This is a genomic window from Micromonospora sp. NPDC005194, from assembly GCF_040608335.1.
GTDB lineage: Bacteria > Actinomycetota > Actinomycetes > Mycobacteriales > Micromonosporaceae > Micromonospora.
In genome coordinates, this window is sequence record NZ_JBEXIA010000009.1 from 173,038 (window position 1) to 190,466 (window position 17,429).

Genomic DNA, 17,429 nt, shown 5'->3' on the forward strand with positions numbered 1-17,429 from the left:
CGCTCTCTCAGCCCGCCGGTGGTCGCCAGTCGACCTGCCGGGTCATGCCGCGCAGGACGGCGCCGGCCGGGATCAGTCGCAGCGCGGCGGCGCGCACGGCGAGGGCGAGCGGGTTGCGCAGTTGTTGGCCGTACCGGCCGGCGCGCAGCGAGGCACGGGCGATGGCCTGGCTGCGGGGGCGACGCTGCTCGTCGTACGCCGCCAGGGCGGCCGGCAGCCCCTCTGCGCCGCCGGAGCAGGCCGCGCCGAGCACGACCGCGTCCTCGATCGCCTGCCCGGCGCCCTGCCCGAGGTTCGGCGTCATCGCGTGGGCCGCGTCGCCGAGCAGCGCCACCCGTCCCCGCACGTACGAGGGCAGCGCCGTGGCCAGCTGGTGGATGTCGTTGCGCAGGACCACCCCGGGTGGGGTCGCCGCCAGCAGCGCGGGAATGGGCTCGTGCCAGGCGCCGAAGTGGTCCCGTACGGCCGCCAGCTCGTCCGGGGCGTGGCCACCGGGCGGAGCGTTGAGTGCCGCGTACCAGTAGACCTGGCCCTCGCCGAGCGGCACCATGCCGAACTCGGCAGCCGGGCCCCAGGTGATCGCCGTCGGGATCGGGTCGGGGAACGCGACGGCGGCCCGCCAGGCCGTCGAGCCCGCGTACACCGGGGCCGGGATCTCCGGCCAGAGCTGGGTGCGCAGTCGGCTGTGCAGGCCGTCGGCGCCGACGACCAGGTCGGCGTCGAGGGTTCGTGGGCCGTCGGGCCCGTGGTGGCGCACCGTGGCGCGGTCGGGTTCGGACTCGACGTGCTCGACCTCGGCTCCGGTGTGCAGCGACGACGCGGGCAGCGCCTCGCGCAGGATGCGGTGCAGGGTGGCCCGGTGGATGCCGAGCGCGCTGGTGCCGAGCTGCCGGATCATCTCCGCCGCGTCCACCCGGGACAGCCACCGGCCCCGCCGGTCCCGGATCCCGCCGGGGGCCTCGGCGTGCGCGCTGGACCGCAGCGCCGGGCTCAGACCGAGGGAGTCCAGGGCGCGCAGCGAGTTGGCCATCAGGGTCAGCCCGGCGCCCACCTCGCGTAGTTCGGGGGCGCGTTCCAGCACGGTCACCCGCCACCCGTGCCGGTGCAGGGCGAGGGCCGCGCTCAGCCCGCCGATGCCGCCGCCGACCACGACCGCGTGTGGCTCGCCCATGTCGCCCACCCTTCTACATCTGTAGAAGAGTGATACTACCTGCGGACCTCGACCGAAAGGAGACCCGTGACGGCCCGCGCCAACCGGATCGCGCTGCTGACCGACGCCGCCATCGAGCTGATCGCCGACGGCGGGATGCGGGCGCTGACCCACCGGGCCGTCGACGGTCGCGCCGGGCTGCCGGCCGGCACCACCTCCGCGTACCTGCGCACCCGGCAGGCACTGATCGAGGCGGTGGTGGAACGCCTCGCCGAGCGGGAACGGACCGACCTGGCCGCGTACGACCTGCCGACCGGCCCGCCCTCCCCGACGCCGGGTCCCCGGCTCGACGGCGACGACCTCGACCGGCTCGCCGCCGGGGTAGCCGAGGTTCTCGACCGCTGGCTGAGCACCGGACGCAGCCGGACGCTGGCCCGCTACGCTTGTCTGCTGGAGGCGGTCCACCGCCCCGAACTGCGCGGCATCCTGCACCACGGCACCGGCATGCGGGCACAGGCACGGGACCTGCTGACCCGGGCCGGGGCCACCGATCCCGACCGGCAGGGCGACCAGTTCGTCGCCTTCGTCGACGGTCTGCTCTTCGACCGTCTGGTCGGCGCCGGCGCGCTCACCGCCCCGCACCCCGGCGGCCCGGCCAGCCGCGCCGACCTCGCGGGCGCCGTCCGTACGCTGCTGCGCGCCTTGACCAGCAGTTGAGCCTCGGGCCGGTGCGCCGACCCGCAGCGCGTACTGCGGGTCGACCACCGAGCCCGGCAGGACGGCGCGGCGACCGTCACGCAGCCCGGTGAGCAGGTCGATCACGCGATGGTGAACGATCGCGAGGGGCGCTCCGGGCCGCCGGAAGGGCGCGGGCGATCATGGACCCCCGGCGTGCGGTCGAGGTGAGCGGAGGTGGGCGATGGCGTGGTTCGGAGGCCTGCGGGTCGCCGCTCACCGGCTGCGGCAGGGCTGGCGGCCGGTGCTGGAGGCGACTGTCGCGGCGACCGTGGCCTGGCTGCTCGCCACCCGCCTGCTCGGGCATCCGCAGCCCTTCTTCGCGCCGGCTGCCGCGCTGATCGTGCTCGGCCAGGCCCGCGGGCAGCGGATCCGGCGGGCCGTCGAGGTCGTACTCGGGGTGGCCGCCGGAGTGCTCGTCGCAGACCTGGTCGTGCAGGCGCTCGGCCCGGGCACCACGTGGACGGTCGGCACCGTCATCCTGCTCACCGTCCTGCTCGCGGTCGCCTTCGGCGCCACCGGCGTGACCCTGGTCCAGGCCGCTGTCTCCGCGCTCTACCTGGTGGTGGTCGCGCCACCGGACGGGTCGCTGGTGCCGTTCCGCTTCGTCGACGCGCTGGTCGGCGGCGCGCTCGCGCTCGCGGTCAGCCTCCTCGTCGACGCCCGGCACCCGCTCGCCCCCCTCGTCGCCGAGGTGCGGCGGACCTTCGACGAGTTGGCCGGCCTGGTGGGCGGGATCGCCGACGCGCTGGACGGTCGCGACGAGTCGGCGGCGATGGCCGCGTTGACGCGGGCCCGGGGCATGGACGCCCGGGTCGACGGGCTGCGCGAGGGCGTGCTCGCCGCCGGTGAGGCGCTGCGGCTCAACGTGCGCCGGCGCCGGCACATCGGCCGGCTACGGTCCGTGGACGAGTCGATCCGGCAGACCGACTACGTGGTCCGCAACGTCCGGGTGCTGGCCCGCGCCGGGGTGACGCTCAGTCGACTGCGGACCCCGACGCCGCCGGAGCTGGGCGAGGCGCTGCGCTGCCTGGTCGAGGCGGTCCGGGAGGCCGGCGCGGCGCTCGCCGCCGACCTGGACGGGCGGGAGGAGGCCGCCGACCAGCACGCCGTCCGGGCGGACGAGGCGGCGCTGGCCGCCGTCCGCACGGCCGGGCAGCTCTTCGGGTCGACCCAGACCCTCCCACTCGCCATGATCATCGGTCAGATCCGGGCGACGGCCATCGACCTGCTGCGGGGCGTGCACCCCGACGACGACGCCGCCGTCCTGGCCCGCGTGGACGAGGCCCTCGGCCTGCCCGTCGTGTGACCCCTCACCGCGTCCCTGCGCTCGGGTCTTGCCCGGTGCCGGCGGTGAGCCATCCGGTGGCGCTCGCGCGGATCGGGGCGGGGACGTCGTGGCCGTCGGGGAACTCCTCGTAGGTGACGTCGTAGCCGAGGCCACGCAGGTGCGGCACGAAGCGGCGGCTGCACACGTCGATCGGCAGGACGCGGTCGTCCACCCCGTGCGAGACGAAGATCCGCGGCCGGCCCCGGATGCGCGGCGGCGCGGCGAAGCCGGGGGAGAAGGCCAGCACCGCGTCCACCAGGTCGCCGTTGGCCAGGCCCAGCGAGAGGGCGTACGAGGCCCCGTCGGAGAAACCGCCAAGCGTCACACCGCTGACGGGGTAGCCGTCGAACGCGCTGGCCAGCAGCGCGTCGATGTGCTGCACGTCCACCCCGAAGCCTCCGGCGAGCAGGTCCCAGCTGGCCCCCGACGACTGCGGGGCGACCAGCAGCAGGTGATGCGCGTCCGCCACCGACAGCAGCAGGTCCAGGCCCTGCCGCGCGGAGCCGCCCGCCCCGTGCAGCAGCACCACCAGCCGGTACGCGGCGCCGTCGGCCGCCGGCTCCGGCACGTACGCCATCGCCGGCCGGCCGCCGTCGCCGCCGGGCAGCGGCACGAGGCCGGTGGGACCCGACACCACCGGCGGGTGCGGGCGGGTGGTCAACCGGCCGTGCCGGGGACCCTGCGCGGACGCTCCGGTCGGCGGCGCGGAGTCGGACACGGGCCACCACTCCTCGCGGTCGGCGAAAGGTGCGAGGCGGTTACCCGACCGGCCGCCGGTTAACCGGCGGCCAGCTCAGGCGCTGTCGCGGGTCACCAGGGCGGACGGGAAGAGCGTCGCCGGCGCGGCCGGGCGGCCGGCCAGCACGGCGGTGGCCGCCGCGGTGGCGATCCGGCCCACGGGGTGGCTCGCGGTGGTCAACGCCGGCGCGGTCATGCCGGCCAGCGGGATGTCGTCGAAGCCGGCCACCGCGACGTCACCAGGCACCCGCACACCGCCCTCGCGGAGCGCCGCGATGACCCCGAGCGCGGTCTCGTCGCTGATCGCGTAGATCGCATCGACGTCCGGCCAGCGGCGCAGCGCCTCGCCGGCCGCCGCCCGGCCACGCGCCGCCGTGAAGTCCCCGTCGACCACCCGCTCGGGTAGGCCGGCCTGGCGCATCAGGTGGCGGTACGCCTGCACGGGGCGCTGCGAGCACGGCAGCCACGCCGGACCGGTCACCATGGCGATCCGGCGGCGGCCCGTCGCGTACAGGTGGCGCAGCACCGCGCCGGCGCCAGCGGTGTTGTCGACGTCGAACGACGGCACCACGGCCGAGCCGATGCCGATCGAGGCGACCCGGCCGTGCAGCGAGCGGGGTACGGCGTCCAGCAGGGCCTCGGTGGTGTTGACCAGCACGACGCCGCACACGCTGCGGTCGGCGGCGAGCCGGTCCAGGCCGCGTGGGTCGCCCAGCGGCAGCCAGTGCAGCGCCACCCCGACGCCGGCCGGCGCGCACACCCGGGCGGCCGAGCCGACCACCCGGTGGACGTACGGGTCGTCCAACACCGCCGCGCTGGTCCCCGCGACGGCCACCACCAGACGTACGCCGCCGCCGCGCACCAGCGCGCGGGCGGCCGGGTTGGGCACGTAACCCAACTGGTCGGCGGCCGTCACCACGCGCTCCCGAGCGGCCGGTGAGGCGAACCCCGTCCCGGCGATCACCCGCGAGGCCGTGGACCGGGACACCCCGGCGGCCCGGGCGACGTCCTCCAGAGTGGCTGGCCGGTGTGCCGCTGCCGTCATCGTGCCCTCCCCCCGGCGCCCGCCCGGGGCGGGCGTACGCCTGCCAGGAATCATCCCCCGGCCTGCGCGTCTCCGGTAAGGGGGCTAACCCGCTTGTGGTGGTAGCGCTCTCAGGTGTGCGATCGTGCCAGGAGATCACCCCGAGGAAGAGGACCCAGCCCTGTGAGCGCCCCCACCAGCCCGGCCGTCGCCCCGGACACCACAGTTCCGGCACGGGTCGTCCGGCTCGCCCGCAACGGCGTCGCCGTCACCTTCACCCTGAACGGCCTGGCCGTCGGCAGCTGGTTCTCCCGGGTGCCGGCCGTCCGCGAGGCGCTGGATCTCTCCGCCGGGCGCCTCGGCCTCCTGCTGCTGGCGATGAGCGTGGGCGCGCTGCTCGCCATGCCGACCTCCGGGCTGCTCGCCCAGCGCCTCGGCTCGGCCCGCACCGTGACGATCGCCACCGTGCTGGTCGCGGTCGGCCTGATCGTGGCCGGGCTGGGCGCGACGGTCGCCGGGTCGTCCGTCGTCGTCGGGCTGGGGCTGGTCGCCTTCGGCTACGGCTCCGGCGCCTGCGACGTGGCGATGAACGTCGAGGGCGCCACGGTGGAGCGGCGGTTGGGGCGTACCGTCATGCCCCGCTTCCACGCGGCCTGGAGTCTCGGGTCGGTGGCCGGCGCGGGCCTCGGCGCCGGGGCCGCCCGCCTGGCCGTGCCGGTCGGCGCGCACCTCGCCGCGGTGGCGGTGGTGGTGCTCGTCGGCACCGTGCTCGCCTCCCGGATGTTCCTGCCCCAACCGGGCGTCGAAGCGGGCAACCAGACGGCGGACACCAGCCCGGCCGGCCGCCGCCGGGCCCAGCTCGCCGCCTGGCGGGAGCCGCGCACCCTGCTCATCGGGCTGTTCGTGCTGGTGGCCGCGTTTGCCGAGGGCAGCGCCAACGACTGGCTGGCGGTCGCTTTCGTGGACGGCCGGGACCTGAGCGAGGCGGCCGGAGCGGCGGTCTTCGGCGTGTTCGTCGTGGGTATGACCATCGGGCGCACCGCGGGCACCATCGCGCTGGACCGCTGGGGTCGGGTGCCGGTGCTCAGCGGCACCCTGCTGCTCGCCGCTGCCGGCGCCGGCCTGGCCGTGCTGGCCGGCTCGGGGCCGGTGGCCATCGTCGGCGTCGCGCTGTGGGGCCTCGGCGCGTCGCTGGGCTTCCCGGTCGGCATGAGCGCGGCGGCCGACGAGGAGGCGCACGCGGCGGTGCGGGTCAGCGTCGTCGCGGTGATCGGCTACACGGCCTTCCTGGGCGGGCCGCCGCTGTTGGGCCTGCTCGGTGACCACGTCGGCACCCTGCGGGCGCTGCTGGTGGTGCCGCTGCTGCTCCTGCCGACGCTGGCGCTGGTGCCGGCGCTGCGCCCGCCGCGAGCCGACGAGCAGGCTCCGGCAGCACAGAAAAACTAACCCCGATCGCGGCGTGGCGGTATCGGGTGCGCGGCCGAGTGCGTCGCGCGCCCGCGCTGGCTACGGTCGCCCGATGCCAACCGACGAGATCACCGCCGCCGCGGCGGGCAGCTGGACCCTGGGCGACCGCACCGTGCACCGGATGGGCTTCGGCTCGATGCGGATCACCGCGAACCCCGACCGCGAGCGTGCGATCGCGCTGCTGCGCCGCGCGGTCGAGCTGGGCGTCAACCACGTCGACACGGCCGCGTTCTACGTCTCGCCCGGCGGAGCCCTGCGGGTGGGCACCGGCCCCGCCCGGTACGCCACCGAGCTGATCCGCGCGGCGCTCGCCCCGTACTCCGAGGATCTGGTCATCGCCACCAAGGTCGGCTTCGGCTACGACCCGGTGACCGGATTCAGCGAGGCGGAAACCCCGGCGCAGCTGCGCGCCCAGGTCGAGGAGAACCTGCGCCGCCTCGGCCGCGACCGGCTGGACGTGGTGAACCTGCGGCTCGGCCGGGGGCCGGGCGCGGTGCCGTTGGCCGAGCGGTTCGGCGCCCTGGCCGAGCTGCGCGCCGCCGGGCTGATCCGGCATCTCGGGCTGTCCAACGTCCGGCCCGAGCAGGTGGACGAGGTGGCGGGCATCGCGCCCGTGGTCTGCGTGCAGAACAACTACGGCCTGGACGCGTACCGGGAGCAGGACGCCTTCGTCCGCGCCTGCGGCGAGCGGGGCATCGCCTACGTGCCCTTCTTCGCGCTGGCCGGCACCGGTCGGGAGGCGGGTGCGAGCGCCGCGCCGGGCGCGGCCGTCGAGGCGGTCGCCCGGGCCCACGGCGTCACCCCCCAGCAGGTACGCCTGGCCTGGACGCTGCACCAGGGCCCGCACGTCCTCGCGATCCCCGGCACCGGCGACCCGGCCCACCTGCGGGAGAACATCGCCGCCGCCGCGCTACGCCTGACCCCCGAGGACCTGAACCGCCTCCCCTGACCCCCGCCCCCGGTGATCATGAAGTTATTGCCATCGATGCCGGCGTGTCGCGCCGATAACTTCATGATCACCGGAGCCAGACCCGGAGGGGGCCCGCAGGGAGGAAGCCGGCTCGGCGGGCGGGTGGTAGGTCGGGGGTGGTCTCGTAGCCGATCAGGGGTACGCCGGGCAGGGTGGCGGGAATCGCATGCCAGATCTCGTCCGGGTCGTCGCTGTGGGTGAACAGGTTGGAGACGCCGGCCGGGTCGTCGCCGCTGATTACCGCCCCGCCGACGACAGCGCCCCGCTCGTCGTGGCGGGCCAGCACCCGGATGCGCGGGTCGGCCAGCAGCGCCGGGCGAAACAGTTCCCCGCCGCCGTGCGCGCTCGCCCAGGCCGCCAGCCCTTCCGGAGTGGTGACCGGCGTGAGCGGCGGGCCGGCCGGCGGGTCGGTCGACGGGCGGTGGATCCACTGCGCGTCGAAGAGCACCCGGAACCCGTACGCCGAGAGGTCGAGGTCGGCGAAGCTGTCCTTCACCGATGCGCCGGGCCCGACGTCGATCCGCGCCAGCAGCGCCTCGGGGTCGACGTCGGGGCGCAGGGTGACCGCGTCCGGATACCAGGGTGGGGAGCGGCGGGGCACCGACCACGCCTCGGCGTCGATCCGGCCGGCCAGCCCGTGGCTGGCGCACACGGCGTCGCACCATTGCGCGTTGTTGTGCGCCGCCGCCTCCCGCACGTCCGTCGACACGCCCGGCAGGCTAATAGGTCAGGACCCGGTGAGGACGACGAGCCTCTGGGTCGCGCGGGTCATCGCGACGTACCGGTCGACCGCACCCTGGATGCCCTCGCCGAACGTCTCCGGGTCGACGAGGACGACCAGGTCGAACTCCAGCCCCTTGGACAGTTCCGGGCTCAGCGACCGGACGCGATTCGTCGCCGGCCGGAACGTGGGCTCGCCGATGACGCAGGCGATCCCGTCGGCGTGCTCCGCGAGCCAGCCGTCGACGATCGCGCCCAGGTCGCGCACCGATCCGTGGGTCACCGGAATCCCGTTGCCGCGGATCGAGGTCGGCACGTTCGCGTCCGGGAGCACGGCCCGGATGACCGGCTCGGCCTGGGCCATGACCTCCCGTGGCGTCCGGTAGTTGATGCTCAGCGAGGTCAGGGTGACCCGGTCGAGGCCGATGCGCCTCAGTCGTTCCGGCCACGACTCCGTGAACCCGTGCCGGGCCTGGGCGCGGTCCCCGACGATGGTGAAGCTGCGCGCCGGGCAGCGCGACAGCAGCATCTGCCACTGCGCGTCGGTCAGCTCCTGCGCCTCGTCCACGACGATGTGCGCGAACGGGCCGGCCAGCAGATCCGCGTCGGCGCTGGGGAGTACGGCCTCGTCGACCAGCGCGTCCTGCAGGTCCAGTTGGCGCAGGCTCGACAGCACACCCTCGCCGTCGTCGTAGGCGTGGGCCGCGATCAGCTCGTCGACGACCGTCGCCATGCGCGCGCGTTCGGCGGCGATGGTGGCCTCGTGGCGGCGGGTACGCCGGGACGCCTCCGGGTCGCCGAGCCGCTGCCGTGCCGCGTCCAGCAGCGGCAGGTCGGACACCGTCCAGGCGCGGGCGTCGACGCGTTGGAGCCGGCGGATGTCCTCGGGGCCGAGCCAGGGGGCGCACCGGCGCAGATAGGCGGGCACCGACCACAGGTCGGCGACGATGTCGGTCGCTTCGAGCAGCGGCCAGGCGCGGTTGAACGCCGTACGCAGATCCCGGTTGCGCAGCAGCGAGCCGCGTACCAGGTCGTCCGACTCGTCGCCGTCGTACCTCCCGAGCAGGATCGCCAGCAGCTCCTCCCAGATCTCGTCCCGCGCCTCGTTGTGCGGGGTGCCGGGTCCGGGCGCCTCGAACGCCTGGGCCCAGTCGTCCGCGCTCAGCCGCACGTCGGCGTCGCCGGCCGTGACCGTCATCGCCGTGGTCGGCGGCTCCTCGTAGAACCGCACGGCCGCCTCGATCGCCCGGACCAGGTCCGCCGAGGACTTCAGGCGGGCCACGTCCGGATCGGCCTCGACCGTCGCCGCGGCGCCCTGGGGGACGAGGTCGCGCAGGGTGCAGGTCTGCACGTCCTCCTCGCCGAGGCTGGGCAGGACGTCGGCGACGTACGCCAGGTAGGGCTCGTGCGGCCCGACGAACAGCACCCCGCCGCGGCGGTGACCGAGGCGGGGATCGGAGTAGAGCAGGTACGCGGTGCGGTGCAGGGCGACGACGGTCTTGCCCGTGCCCGGACCGCCGTCGACGACGAGAGCGCCGCGCGATCCGGCCCGGATGATGGCGTCCTGGTCGGCCTGGATGGTGCCGAGCACGTCGCGCATCCGGGCCGACCGGTTGCCGCCGAGGCTGGCGATAAACGCGGACTGGTCGTCCAGCGCCGCATGCCCCTCGAACCCGTCCGGGGTGAACACCTCGTCCCAGTAGTCGCTGATCCGGCCGAGCGTCCAGCGGTACCGACGCCGGCTCGCCAGGCCCATCGGGTTGGCGTGGGTCGCCCCGAAGAACGGCTCGGCCGCCGGGGAGCGCCAGTCGAGCAGCAGCCGTCGACCGTTGCCGTCGGTGAGGCCGAAGCGTCCGATGTAGACCGGCTCGGGGCCGTCCGCGCTGACGATGCGCCCGAGGCACAGGTCCAGACCGAAGCGCCGCAGGGCGCGCAGGCGAGCGGTCAGCCGGCGGATCTCCTCGTCCCGGACGACCGCCTGGCGGCCCTTGCCGGCGGGTGCCCGGCGCTCGGCGTCGAGGCGGTCGGACAGCTCGGCGATCGACTGCTCCAGGCTCGCCGCGATGACGGCGAAGTGCTGCTCGTCACGGTCGATCAGCGCCGGGTCGGCCTTGGCGGCGAGGTTGTCGGGAAGGTCGAACGCGCTGGCCGCCGCCGACGAGTTGTGCATGTATTGGCTCCCGTTTCCGCAGGTCCTGGCCTTGGACGGGCAATTCTGCGGTACACCTGGGGCCTTGCCGCAAGTCCCCCCATGCGGTATATGTTGGATATGGCGGGGAGTGTTGCCCCCCGCTTTCAGGGCTTCCGTTCGGTACGCCCGCTCCAGCGGTTCCGTCCGCGCTCCGCCGAGTCAGATTTCTCCCACCTGGCGTGCAGCGTATTGCCAGGAATCGGTGCTGAACTGGAGTGGCGTCCGAGGAGAGGGGCTGGGCATGGGCTGGTTCAACCGGCGGTCACGGGGCACCGAGGCGACCCCAACGAAGCTGGACCGCGAGGCCACCCGGGACGATCTCGCCGCGCTGGAGTCGTTCGTCGCCAGCCGGCGGGGAGTGGAGTTCTACCTGGAGCCGGAGACCACCGCCACCGACACCACAGTGGTGGCGATCGCCCACGACGGCGAATGGATCCGCCGCCGCACCGGCACACCCCGCGCGGCGGGCGCCATCGCCCGCAAGCACGCGGTGCCGCTGTACGAGGCGGCCCGCACCGGCTACCCGGAGCGGATGCGGGTGTGGAATCGGGCACACCCGGAGCGCCACGCCCGCTGAGACTCCTCCGCCCAGAAGCCACCACCGCCGGGCCAGCGGCGCGAGCCAGAGTGCTCCGCCGATCCTTTGCTCTGCTTACCAATAAGCGCCAGTGACGCCCCATTCCCGTTGCGTATAGGGAAGCAGAGCAAAGGATGTCGGGCATTGATCCGGGGCATCGAGGTCGGGTGATCCGCTGTCGCGTCGACAGTTGAGGCTCGGTGACGCACGCCCGTTCGTCGGGCCGGAGCAGCGTTGACCCGCAGCGCAGGGGTGTGGCAGCATTCGCGGCCTGACGGCAGTGAAGGAAGTCGGTGCGAATCCGACGCGGTCCCGCCACTGTCACCGGGGAGCGATCCCCCCTCGTGAGTCACGGCCGTGTGTCTGCGGTTGGAAGGCCGGGGGAGAGCGTCGATCCGGAAGCCAGGATACTTCGGCCGTCGGGACGTACCCCAGGGCGTGGACACCCGAGGAGGACCCGATGACGCTTGGCGTCTCCATCACCGACGGCTGCTGCCGTCCTGCGCACCGCGGCCGTGCCGTCGCCGCGATCGGCATCGACTCCGTTCACCGCTGAGTTCCGGACCGCGCCGCCCGTCGCTCCCGGCCGCAGGCCGCTGAGCCGGCCGGATCGCGGCCTCCGCTGAACCCTGCGCCCATCCCACGTCGCCAGGCCGCTCTCGCGAGCGTGCCGACGTTACCGTCCGGAGCCTGCCGTGCGCGTTCTGCTGCTCTCCACCGCCGACACCGACCTGCTGGCCGCCCGCGCCAGTGACGCCGACTACCGGCTCGCCAACCCGGCGCGGGTGGCGGCCGACGAGGTGCCCGCCCTGCTCGACGGGGTCGACCTCGCCGTCGTACGCCTGCTCGGGGGTCGGCAGGCGTGGCCGGACGGCCTCGCCGCGGTGCTCGCCACCGGCGTGCCGACTGTCGTGCTCGGCGGTGAGGCGGTGCCCGACGCGGAGCTGATGGCGATCTCCACGGTGCCGTCCGGAGTGGTCACCCAGGCGCTGGCGTACCTGGTGGAGGGCGGGCCTGACAACCTCGGGCACCTGGCCCGGTTCCTCTGCGACACGGTGCTGCTCACCGGCGAGGGGTTCGCCCCGCCCGCGCCGACCCCGGCGTACGGCGTACACGGCGACCACCCGACCGACCCGCGGCGGCCCACCGTGGGGATCGTCTTCTACCGGGCGCACGCCCTCGCCGGCAACACCGCCTTCGTCGACGTCCTGGCCGAGGCCGTGCGGGAGGCCGGGGGCAACCCGCTGCCGATCTTCTGTGGCTCGCTGCGGGGCCTGACCACGGGCGGGGGCCCGCTCGGGCTGTTCGCCCGCTGTGACGCGCTGCTGGTCACCGTGCTCGCGGCCGGCGGCGCGGTCGCCGCCGACGCGTCCGGGGGCGGCGACGAGGACGCGTGGGACGTCGGCGCGCTCGCCGCCCTGGACGTGCCCGTCATTCAGGCGCTCTGCCTGACCAGCACCAGGGAGCAGTGGGCCGGCAGCGACGCCGGGCTGTCCCCGTTGGACGCGGCGATGCAGGTGGCCATCCCCGAGTTCGACGGACGGATCGTCACCGTGCCGTTCTCGTTCAAGCGGATCGACGCGGACGGCCTCTCGGTCTACGCCGCCGACCCCGAGCGGGCCGCCCGGGTGGCCGGCATCGCGGTACGTCACGCCCGGCTGCGGTACGTGCCCAACGCCGACAAGCGGGTCGCCGTCGTGCTCAGCTCGTACCCCACCAAGCACTCCCGGGTCGGCAACGCCGTCGGGCTGGACACCCCCGTCTCGGCGGTCCGGCTGCTCGCCGCACTGGCCGAGGCGGGTTACCACCTGGGGGACGCGCCGCCGCCCGACGACGGCGACGCGCTGATCCACGCCCTGATCGCCGCCGGTGGGCACGACGTGGAGTGGCTCACCCCGGAGCAGTTGGCCGCCGCCGAGGCCCGGGTGCCCGGCGAGACCTACCGGCGGTGGTTCGACCAGGTACCGGCCGAGCTGCGTGAGCGGATGCGGGAGCACTGGGGTGAGCCGCCCGGCGAGCTCTACACCGACGGCGGGGACCTCGTGCTCGCCGGGCTGCGCTTCGGCAACGTGGTGCTGCTGATCCAGCCGCCGCGTGGCTTCGGGGAGAACCCGATCGCCATCTACCACGACCCGGACCTGCCGCCGAGCCACCACTACCTGGCCGCGTACCGCTGGCTGGCCGCGCCCGTCGCGGACGGCGGCTTCGGCGCGGACGCCGTGGTGCACCTGGGCAAGCACGGCACCTTGGAGTGGTTGCCCGGCAAGGGTCTCGGCCTGGCGGCCGACTGCGCGCCCGACGCGGTCCTCGGTGACCTGCCGCTGGTCTACCCGTTCATCGTCAACGACCCCGGCGAGGGCACCCAGGCCAAGCGGCGCGCACACGCCGTGGTGATCGACCACCTGGTGCCGCCGATGGCCCGCGCCGAGACCTACGGCGACCTGGCCAAGCTGGAGCAACTGCTCGACGAGTACGCGACAGTGCAGGCCCTCGACCCGGCCAAGGTGCCGACCGTGCGGGCGCAGATCTGGGACCTGGTGCGCGCCGCCGAGCTGCATCACGACCTGCACGCCGAGGCGATGCCCGACGCCGACGACTTCGACGACTTCGTGCTGCACCTCGACGGGTACCTCTGTGAGGTCAAGGACGTGCAGATCCGCGACGGGCTGCACATCCTCGCCGACGCGCCCGTCGGCGAACCGCGGGTCAACCTGGTCCTCGCGGTGCTGCGCGCACCCCAGATCTGGGGCGGCAACCACGCCCTGCCCGGCCTGCGACAGGCCCTCGCCGCCGCGTACGGCCTCGACGAGCAGGAACTGCTGGCGGCACCGGGCGAACGACTGGCGGTGCCCACGGCGTTGACCGACGTGGTGGACGGGCCGGCCGGCACGGCCGCCGACGCCGTCGACCTCATCGAGGCGCTCGCCCGGAGGTTGGTCATCGGGATGGAGACGCTCGGCTGGGACGCCGAGGCGGTCGACGCGGTGGTCGCGGAGGTGACCGGGCAGCCGATCCCGGACGTCGTCGCGGTGCTGCGCTTCGCGGCCACCGAACTGGTGCCCCGGCTGGCGCGCACCACCGACGAGCTGACCCACACCCTCGGGGCGCTCGACGGGCGGTTCGTGCCGCCCGGACCGTCCGGTTCACCCACCCGGGGCCTGGTCAACGTGCTGCCCACCGGCCGCAACTTCTACTCCGTCGACCCGAAGGCCATCCCCAGTCGCAACGCCTGGGACGTCGGGGTGGCCCTCGCGGACTCGCTGCTGGCCCGGCACCTCGCCGACACCGGCACGTACCCCCGCTCGGTGGGGTTGACCGTGTGGGGCACCAGCGCCATGCGCACCCAGGGCGACGACATCGCCGAGGTGCTCGCGCTGCTGGGCTGCCGCCCGGTGTGGGACGACCGGTCCCGGCGGGTCACCGGCATCGAGGTGGTGCCGACCGCCGAGCTGGGCCGGCCCCGCGTCGACGTGACCGTGCGCATCTCCGGCTTCTTCCGCGACGCGTTCCCGCACGTCGTGGCGCTGCTCGACGACGCCGTACGGCGGGTCGCCGCGCTGGACGAGCCGGACGAGGAGAACTACGTGCGGGCGCACGTCGCCGCCGACCTCGCCGAACACGGCGACGAGCGGCGGGCCACCGCCCGGATCTTCGGCTCCAAGCCCGGAGCGTACGGCGCGGGCCTGCTGCCGCTGATCGACGCGCGGACCTGGCGCAGCGACGCCGACCTCGCCGAGGTGTACGCGGTGTGGGGCGGCTACGCGTACGGCCGGGGCCTGGACGGGCGGGAGGCGCGCGCCGACATGGAACGCTCGTTCGCGCGGATCGCGGTGGCGGTGAAGAACCAGGACACCCGCGAGCACGACATCGTCGACTCGGACGACTACTTCCAGTACCACGGCGGGATGGTGGCGATGGTCCGTCACCTCACCGGATCGTCGCCGCAGGCGTACGTGGGTGACTCGGCGATGCCGCACGACGTGCGCACCCGCACGTTGGGCGAGGAGACCCGGCGGGTGTTCCGGGCCCGGGTGGTCAACCCGAAGTGGATCGCCGCGATGCGCCGGCACGGCTACAAGGGCGCGTTCGAGCTGGCGGCCACCGTGGACTACCTGTTCGGCTACGACGCCACGGCCGGCGTGGTCGACGACTGGATGTACGAGCACCTGGCCGCCGCGTACCTCTTCGACGACACGACCCGGGAGTTCCTGGAGCAGTCCAACCCGTGGGCGCTGCGCGGCATCACCGAGCGGCTGCTGGAGGCCGCCGACCGGGGGCTGTGGGCCAAACCCGAGCCGGCCACCCTGGACCGACTCCGTGACACGTACCTGGCCAGCGAGGGCGACCTGGAGGACCGGGCATGATCACCTACCCGTTCAGCGCGGTGCTCGGCATGGCCGACATGCGGTTGGCGCTGCTGCTCAACGCTGTCTCCCCGGCGATCGGCGGGGTCCTCGTGCGCGGCGAGAAGGGCACCGCCAAGTCCACCGCCGTCCGGGCGCTCGCCGCGTTGCTGCCCCCGGTCCACCGGGTCGCCGGCTGCCGCTTCGGCTGCGACCCCGCCGAGCCCGACCCGGGCTGCCCGGACGGGCCGCACCCGGACGATGCCACCGTCGAGACCCGTCCGGCCCGTCTCGTGGAGTTGCCGGTCGGCGCCGCCGAGGACCGGGTCGTCGGCTCGCTCGACCTGGAGAAGGCCCTCGGTGCGGGGGTACGCGCCTTCGAACCGGGCCTGCTCGCCGCCGCGCACCGGGGCGTCCTCTACGTCGACGAGGTCAACCTGCTGCACGACCACCTCGTCGACCTGCTGCTCGACGCGGCGGCGATGGGCCGCAGCCACGTCGAGCGCGAGGGCGTCTCGGTCAGCCACGCGGCCCGCTTCCTGCTGGTCGGCACCATGAACCCGGAGGAGGGGGAGCTGCGCCCGCAGCTGCTCGACCGGTTCGGGCTCACCGTCGAGGTGGGTGCCAGCCGGGACCCGGAGGTCCGGGTCGAGGTGGTGCGTCGCCGGCTCGCCGCCGACGCCGACCCGGCGGGCTTCGCCGCCCGCTGGGCCGACGCCGACGCCCAGATCGCCGCCCAGGTGGCCGCCGCCCGCCGCCGGCTTCCCGGGGTACGCCTTCCGGACGCCGCGCTGCGGCAGATCGCCGAGGTGTGCGCCGCGTTCGACGTGGACGGGATGCGCGCCGACATCGTCACCGCCCGTACCGCCCTCGCCCACGCGGCCTGGCACGGCCGGGACCGCGTCACCATCGACGACGTACGGGTCGCCGCCCGCCTCGCCCTGCCGCACCGCCGCCGCCGTGACCCGTTCGACACGCCGGGCCTGGATGAGAAGCGCCTCGACGAGGCGTTGCAGCGCGCCCAGGACGCCCACCCCGACGACCCGGACGACGACGGCGGCCCGCACGACGGTGGCCCGGCTGGATCGCGCCCCGACGGCTCGGACCCCGACGGTGGCGGCCCGGGCGGTGGCTCCGGCGGCCCCGGCGGCCCGGACGACGGCGGCGCCGACCGTCGTGGCCCGGACGACGGTGGCCCGCGGGGCGGTGCCGGCAGCGGTGCCGACCGCAGCGGCCCCGACGGTGCGGGACCCTACGGTGGCAGCTCCGCCGGCAGCGACGACGCCGCTGACCAGGGTGAATCGACCCGGCAGCGGGGCTCCGGTGGGCAGGGGCAGCCGGTGGCCGTACCCCACGGTGGTCTGCGGGCCCAGCTGCTCACCGCGCCCGGCGTCGGTGACGGCGTGCCCGGGCGGCGGTCGCGCGCCCGCACCGGGCGGGGACGCACCACCGGGGCCCGGGTGCCGGCCGCTCGGGTCGGCGCGCTGCACCTGCCGGCCACGATTCGCGCCGCCGCGCCCCATCAGGCGGCCCGGGGGAGGCTGACCGGCCCGCTGCGACTGCGCCCGGACGACGTGCGGGAGGCGGTCCGGGAGGGGCGTGAGGGCAACCTCGTGCTGTTCGTGGTGGACGCGAGCGGGTCGATGGGCGCCCGGCAGCGGATGACCGCCGTGAAGGACGCGGTCCTCGCGCTGCTCACCGACGCCTACCAGCGGCGGGACAAGGTCGCCGTGATCGCCTTCCGGGCCAGCGGTGCGCGGACGCTGCTGCCGGCCACCTCGTCGGTGCTGGCCGCCTCGACGCGGCTGGCCGAGCTGCCCACCGGTGGTCGCACGCCGCTGGCCGAGGGCCTGCTCGCCGCCGCCGACCTGCTGCGGCTGGAGCGCCGACGTGACCCGAAGCGCCGCCCCCTGGTCCTCATCGTCACCGACGGCAGAGCCACCGCCGGGTCGCGTCCGCTGGACCGGGCCGCGGCGGCCGCGACGGTGCTGGCCGCGACAGCGGCCCCCTGCGTCGTCGTCGACTGCGAGTCCGGCCCGGTCCGCCTGCACCTGGCGCGGCGCCTGGCCACCCAGCTGAACGCGCCCCTGACCCCCCTGGCAGCCCTGACCCGCCCCCGCGATCGTGCGGTTCCGGTCGCGACATGAGGGGACCACGTGCGCAGATGACCAGCAGAAACGGCAC

12 protein-coding genes and 1 riboswitch are annotated in these 17,429 nt (G+C 75.0%); of the genes, 7 read left to right on the forward strand and 5 right to left on the reverse strand.

Going from position 1 to position 17,429, the window contains the following annotated elements:
- Positions 1-7: 7 nt before the first annotated feature.
- Positions 8-1,171, reverse strand: coding sequence for an FAD-dependent oxidoreductase (locus tag ABZU53_RS10645; RefSeq protein WP_355065270.1), 1,164 nt, complete (start codon positions 1,169-1,171; stop codon positions 8-10).
- 66 nt (positions 1,172-1,237) lie between these two features.
- Here ABZU53_RS10645 and ABZU53_RS10650 point away from each other — a divergent pair, with 66 nt between their 5' ends.
- Together ABZU53_RS10650 and ABZU53_RS10655 are read left to right on the forward strand one after the other, a co-directional pair.
- Entirely contained in the window at positions 1,238-1,867 is a 630-nt protein-coding gene (locus tag ABZU53_RS10650) for a TetR/AcrR family transcriptional regulator (protein ID WP_355065272.1), read from the forward strand.
- Between the two features lie 202 nt (positions 1,868-2,069).
- Positions 2,070-3,194, forward strand: coding sequence for an FUSC family protein (locus ABZU53_RS10655; protein ID WP_355065273.1), 1,125 nt, complete (start codon positions 2,070-2,072; stop codon positions 3,192-3,194).
- Between the two features lie 4 nt (positions 3,195-3,198).
- On the opposite strand, the gene ABZU53_RS10660 is transcribed toward ABZU53_RS10655, so the two are convergent.
- On the reverse strand, positions 3,199-3,933 hold the full coding sequence (locus tag ABZU53_RS10660; RefSeq protein ID WP_355065275.1) for a phospholipase: 735 nt from the start codon (positions 3,931-3,933) through the stop codon (positions 3,199-3,201).
- Between the two features lie 75 nt (positions 3,934-4,008).
- Positions 4,009-4,998 (reverse strand): LacI family DNA-binding transcriptional regulator, encoded by a 990-nt coding sequence (locus tag ABZU53_RS10665; protein ID WP_355065277.1) that lies wholly within the window; start codon positions 4,996-4,998, stop codon positions 4,009-4,011.
- A 162-nt stretch (positions 4,999-5,160) separates the two neighbouring features.
- Between ABZU53_RS10665 and ABZU53_RS10670 the strand changes: the two genes are divergently transcribed.
- Both ABZU53_RS10670 and ABZU53_RS10675 read left to right on the forward strand, forming a co-directional pair.
- Positions 5,161-6,423, forward strand: a complete 1,263-nt coding sequence (locus ABZU53_RS10670; protein ID WP_355065279.1) for an MFS transporter — start codon at positions 5,161-5,163, stop codon at positions 6,421-6,423.
- 73 nt (positions 6,424-6,496) lie between these two features.
- Positions 6,497-7,393 (forward strand): aldo/keto reductase, encoded by an 897-nt coding sequence (locus ABZU53_RS10675; RefSeq protein WP_355065281.1) that lies wholly within the window; start codon positions 6,497-6,499, stop codon positions 7,391-7,393.
- Between the two features lie 67 nt (positions 7,394-7,460).
- Here the strand turns inward: ABZU53_RS10675 and ABZU53_RS10680 are convergent, their stop codons facing one another.
- The gene (locus ABZU53_RS10680; RefSeq protein ID WP_355065283.1) at positions 7,461-8,123 is read right to left on the reverse strand and encodes a hypothetical protein; all 663 of its coding nucleotides are present in this window, start codon (positions 8,121-8,123) and stop codon (positions 7,461-7,463) included.
- 18 nt (positions 8,124-8,141) lie between these two features.
- Entirely contained in the window at positions 8,142-10,304 is a 2,163-nt protein-coding gene (gene helR / locus ABZU53_RS10685; RefSeq protein WP_355065285.1) for an RNA polymerase recycling motor ATPase HelR, read from the reverse strand.
- A 262-nt stretch (positions 10,305-10,566) separates the two neighbouring features.
- Here helR and ABZU53_RS10690 point away from each other — a divergent pair, with 262 nt between their 5' ends.
- The 3 genes from ABZU53_RS10690 (at position 10,567) to ABZU53_RS10700 (ending at position 17,392) form a co-directional block, all read left to right on the forward strand.
- Positions 10,567-10,902, forward strand: coding sequence for a hypothetical protein (locus tag ABZU53_RS10690; RefSeq protein ID WP_234589536.1), 336 nt, complete (start codon positions 10,567-10,569; stop codon positions 10,900-10,902).
- A gap of 283 nt (positions 10,903-11,185) precedes the next feature.
- Positions 11,186-11,315, forward strand: a riboswitch (cobalamin riboswitch).
- Between the two features lie 282 nt (positions 11,316-11,597).
- Positions 11,598-15,266, forward strand: a complete 3,669-nt coding sequence (gene cobN / locus ABZU53_RS10695; RefSeq protein WP_355065287.1) for a cobaltochelatase subunit CobN — start codon at positions 11,598-11,600, stop codon at positions 15,264-15,266.
- The gene (locus ABZU53_RS10700; protein WP_355065289.1) at positions 15,263-17,392 is read left to right on the forward strand and encodes a VWA domain-containing protein; all 2,130 of its coding nucleotides are present in this window, start codon (positions 15,263-15,265) and stop codon (positions 17,390-17,392) included. The genes cobN and ABZU53_RS10700 overlap by 4 nt, the downstream gene beginning before the upstream one ends.
- The last annotated feature ends 37 nt before the right edge of the window (positions 17,393-17,429 follow it).

Excerpts from the sequence above, each read along its gene's own strand:
- ABZU53_RS10645 (WP_355065270.1), bottom strand. The coding sequence starts at position 1,171 with ATGGGCGAGCCACACGCGGTCGTGGTCGGCGGCGGCATCGGCGGGCTG.
- ABZU53_RS10655 (WP_355065273.1), top strand. The coding sequence starts at position 2,070 with ATGGCGTGGTTCGGAGGCCTGCGGGTCGCCGCTCACCGGCTGCGGCAG.
- ABZU53_RS10665 (WP_355065277.1), bottom strand. The coding sequence starts at position 4,998 with ATGACGGCAGCGGCACACCGGCCAGCCACTCTGGAGGACGTCGCCCGG.
- ABZU53_RS10675 (WP_355065281.1), top strand. The coding sequence starts at position 6,497 with ATGCCAACCGACGAGATCACCGCCGCCGCGGCGGGCAGCTGGACCCTG.
- helR (WP_355065285.1), bottom strand. The coding sequence starts at position 10,304 with ATGCACAACTCGTCGGCGGCGGCCAGCGCGTTCGACCTTCCCGACAAC.
- ABZU53_RS10690 (WP_234589536.1), top strand. The coding sequence starts at position 10,567 with ATGGGCTGGTTCAACCGGCGGTCACGGGGCACCGAGGCGACCCCAACG.
- ABZU53_RS10700 (WP_355065289.1), top strand. The coding sequence starts at position 15,263 with ATGATCACCTACCCGTTCAGCGCGGTGCTCGGCATGGCCGACATGCGG.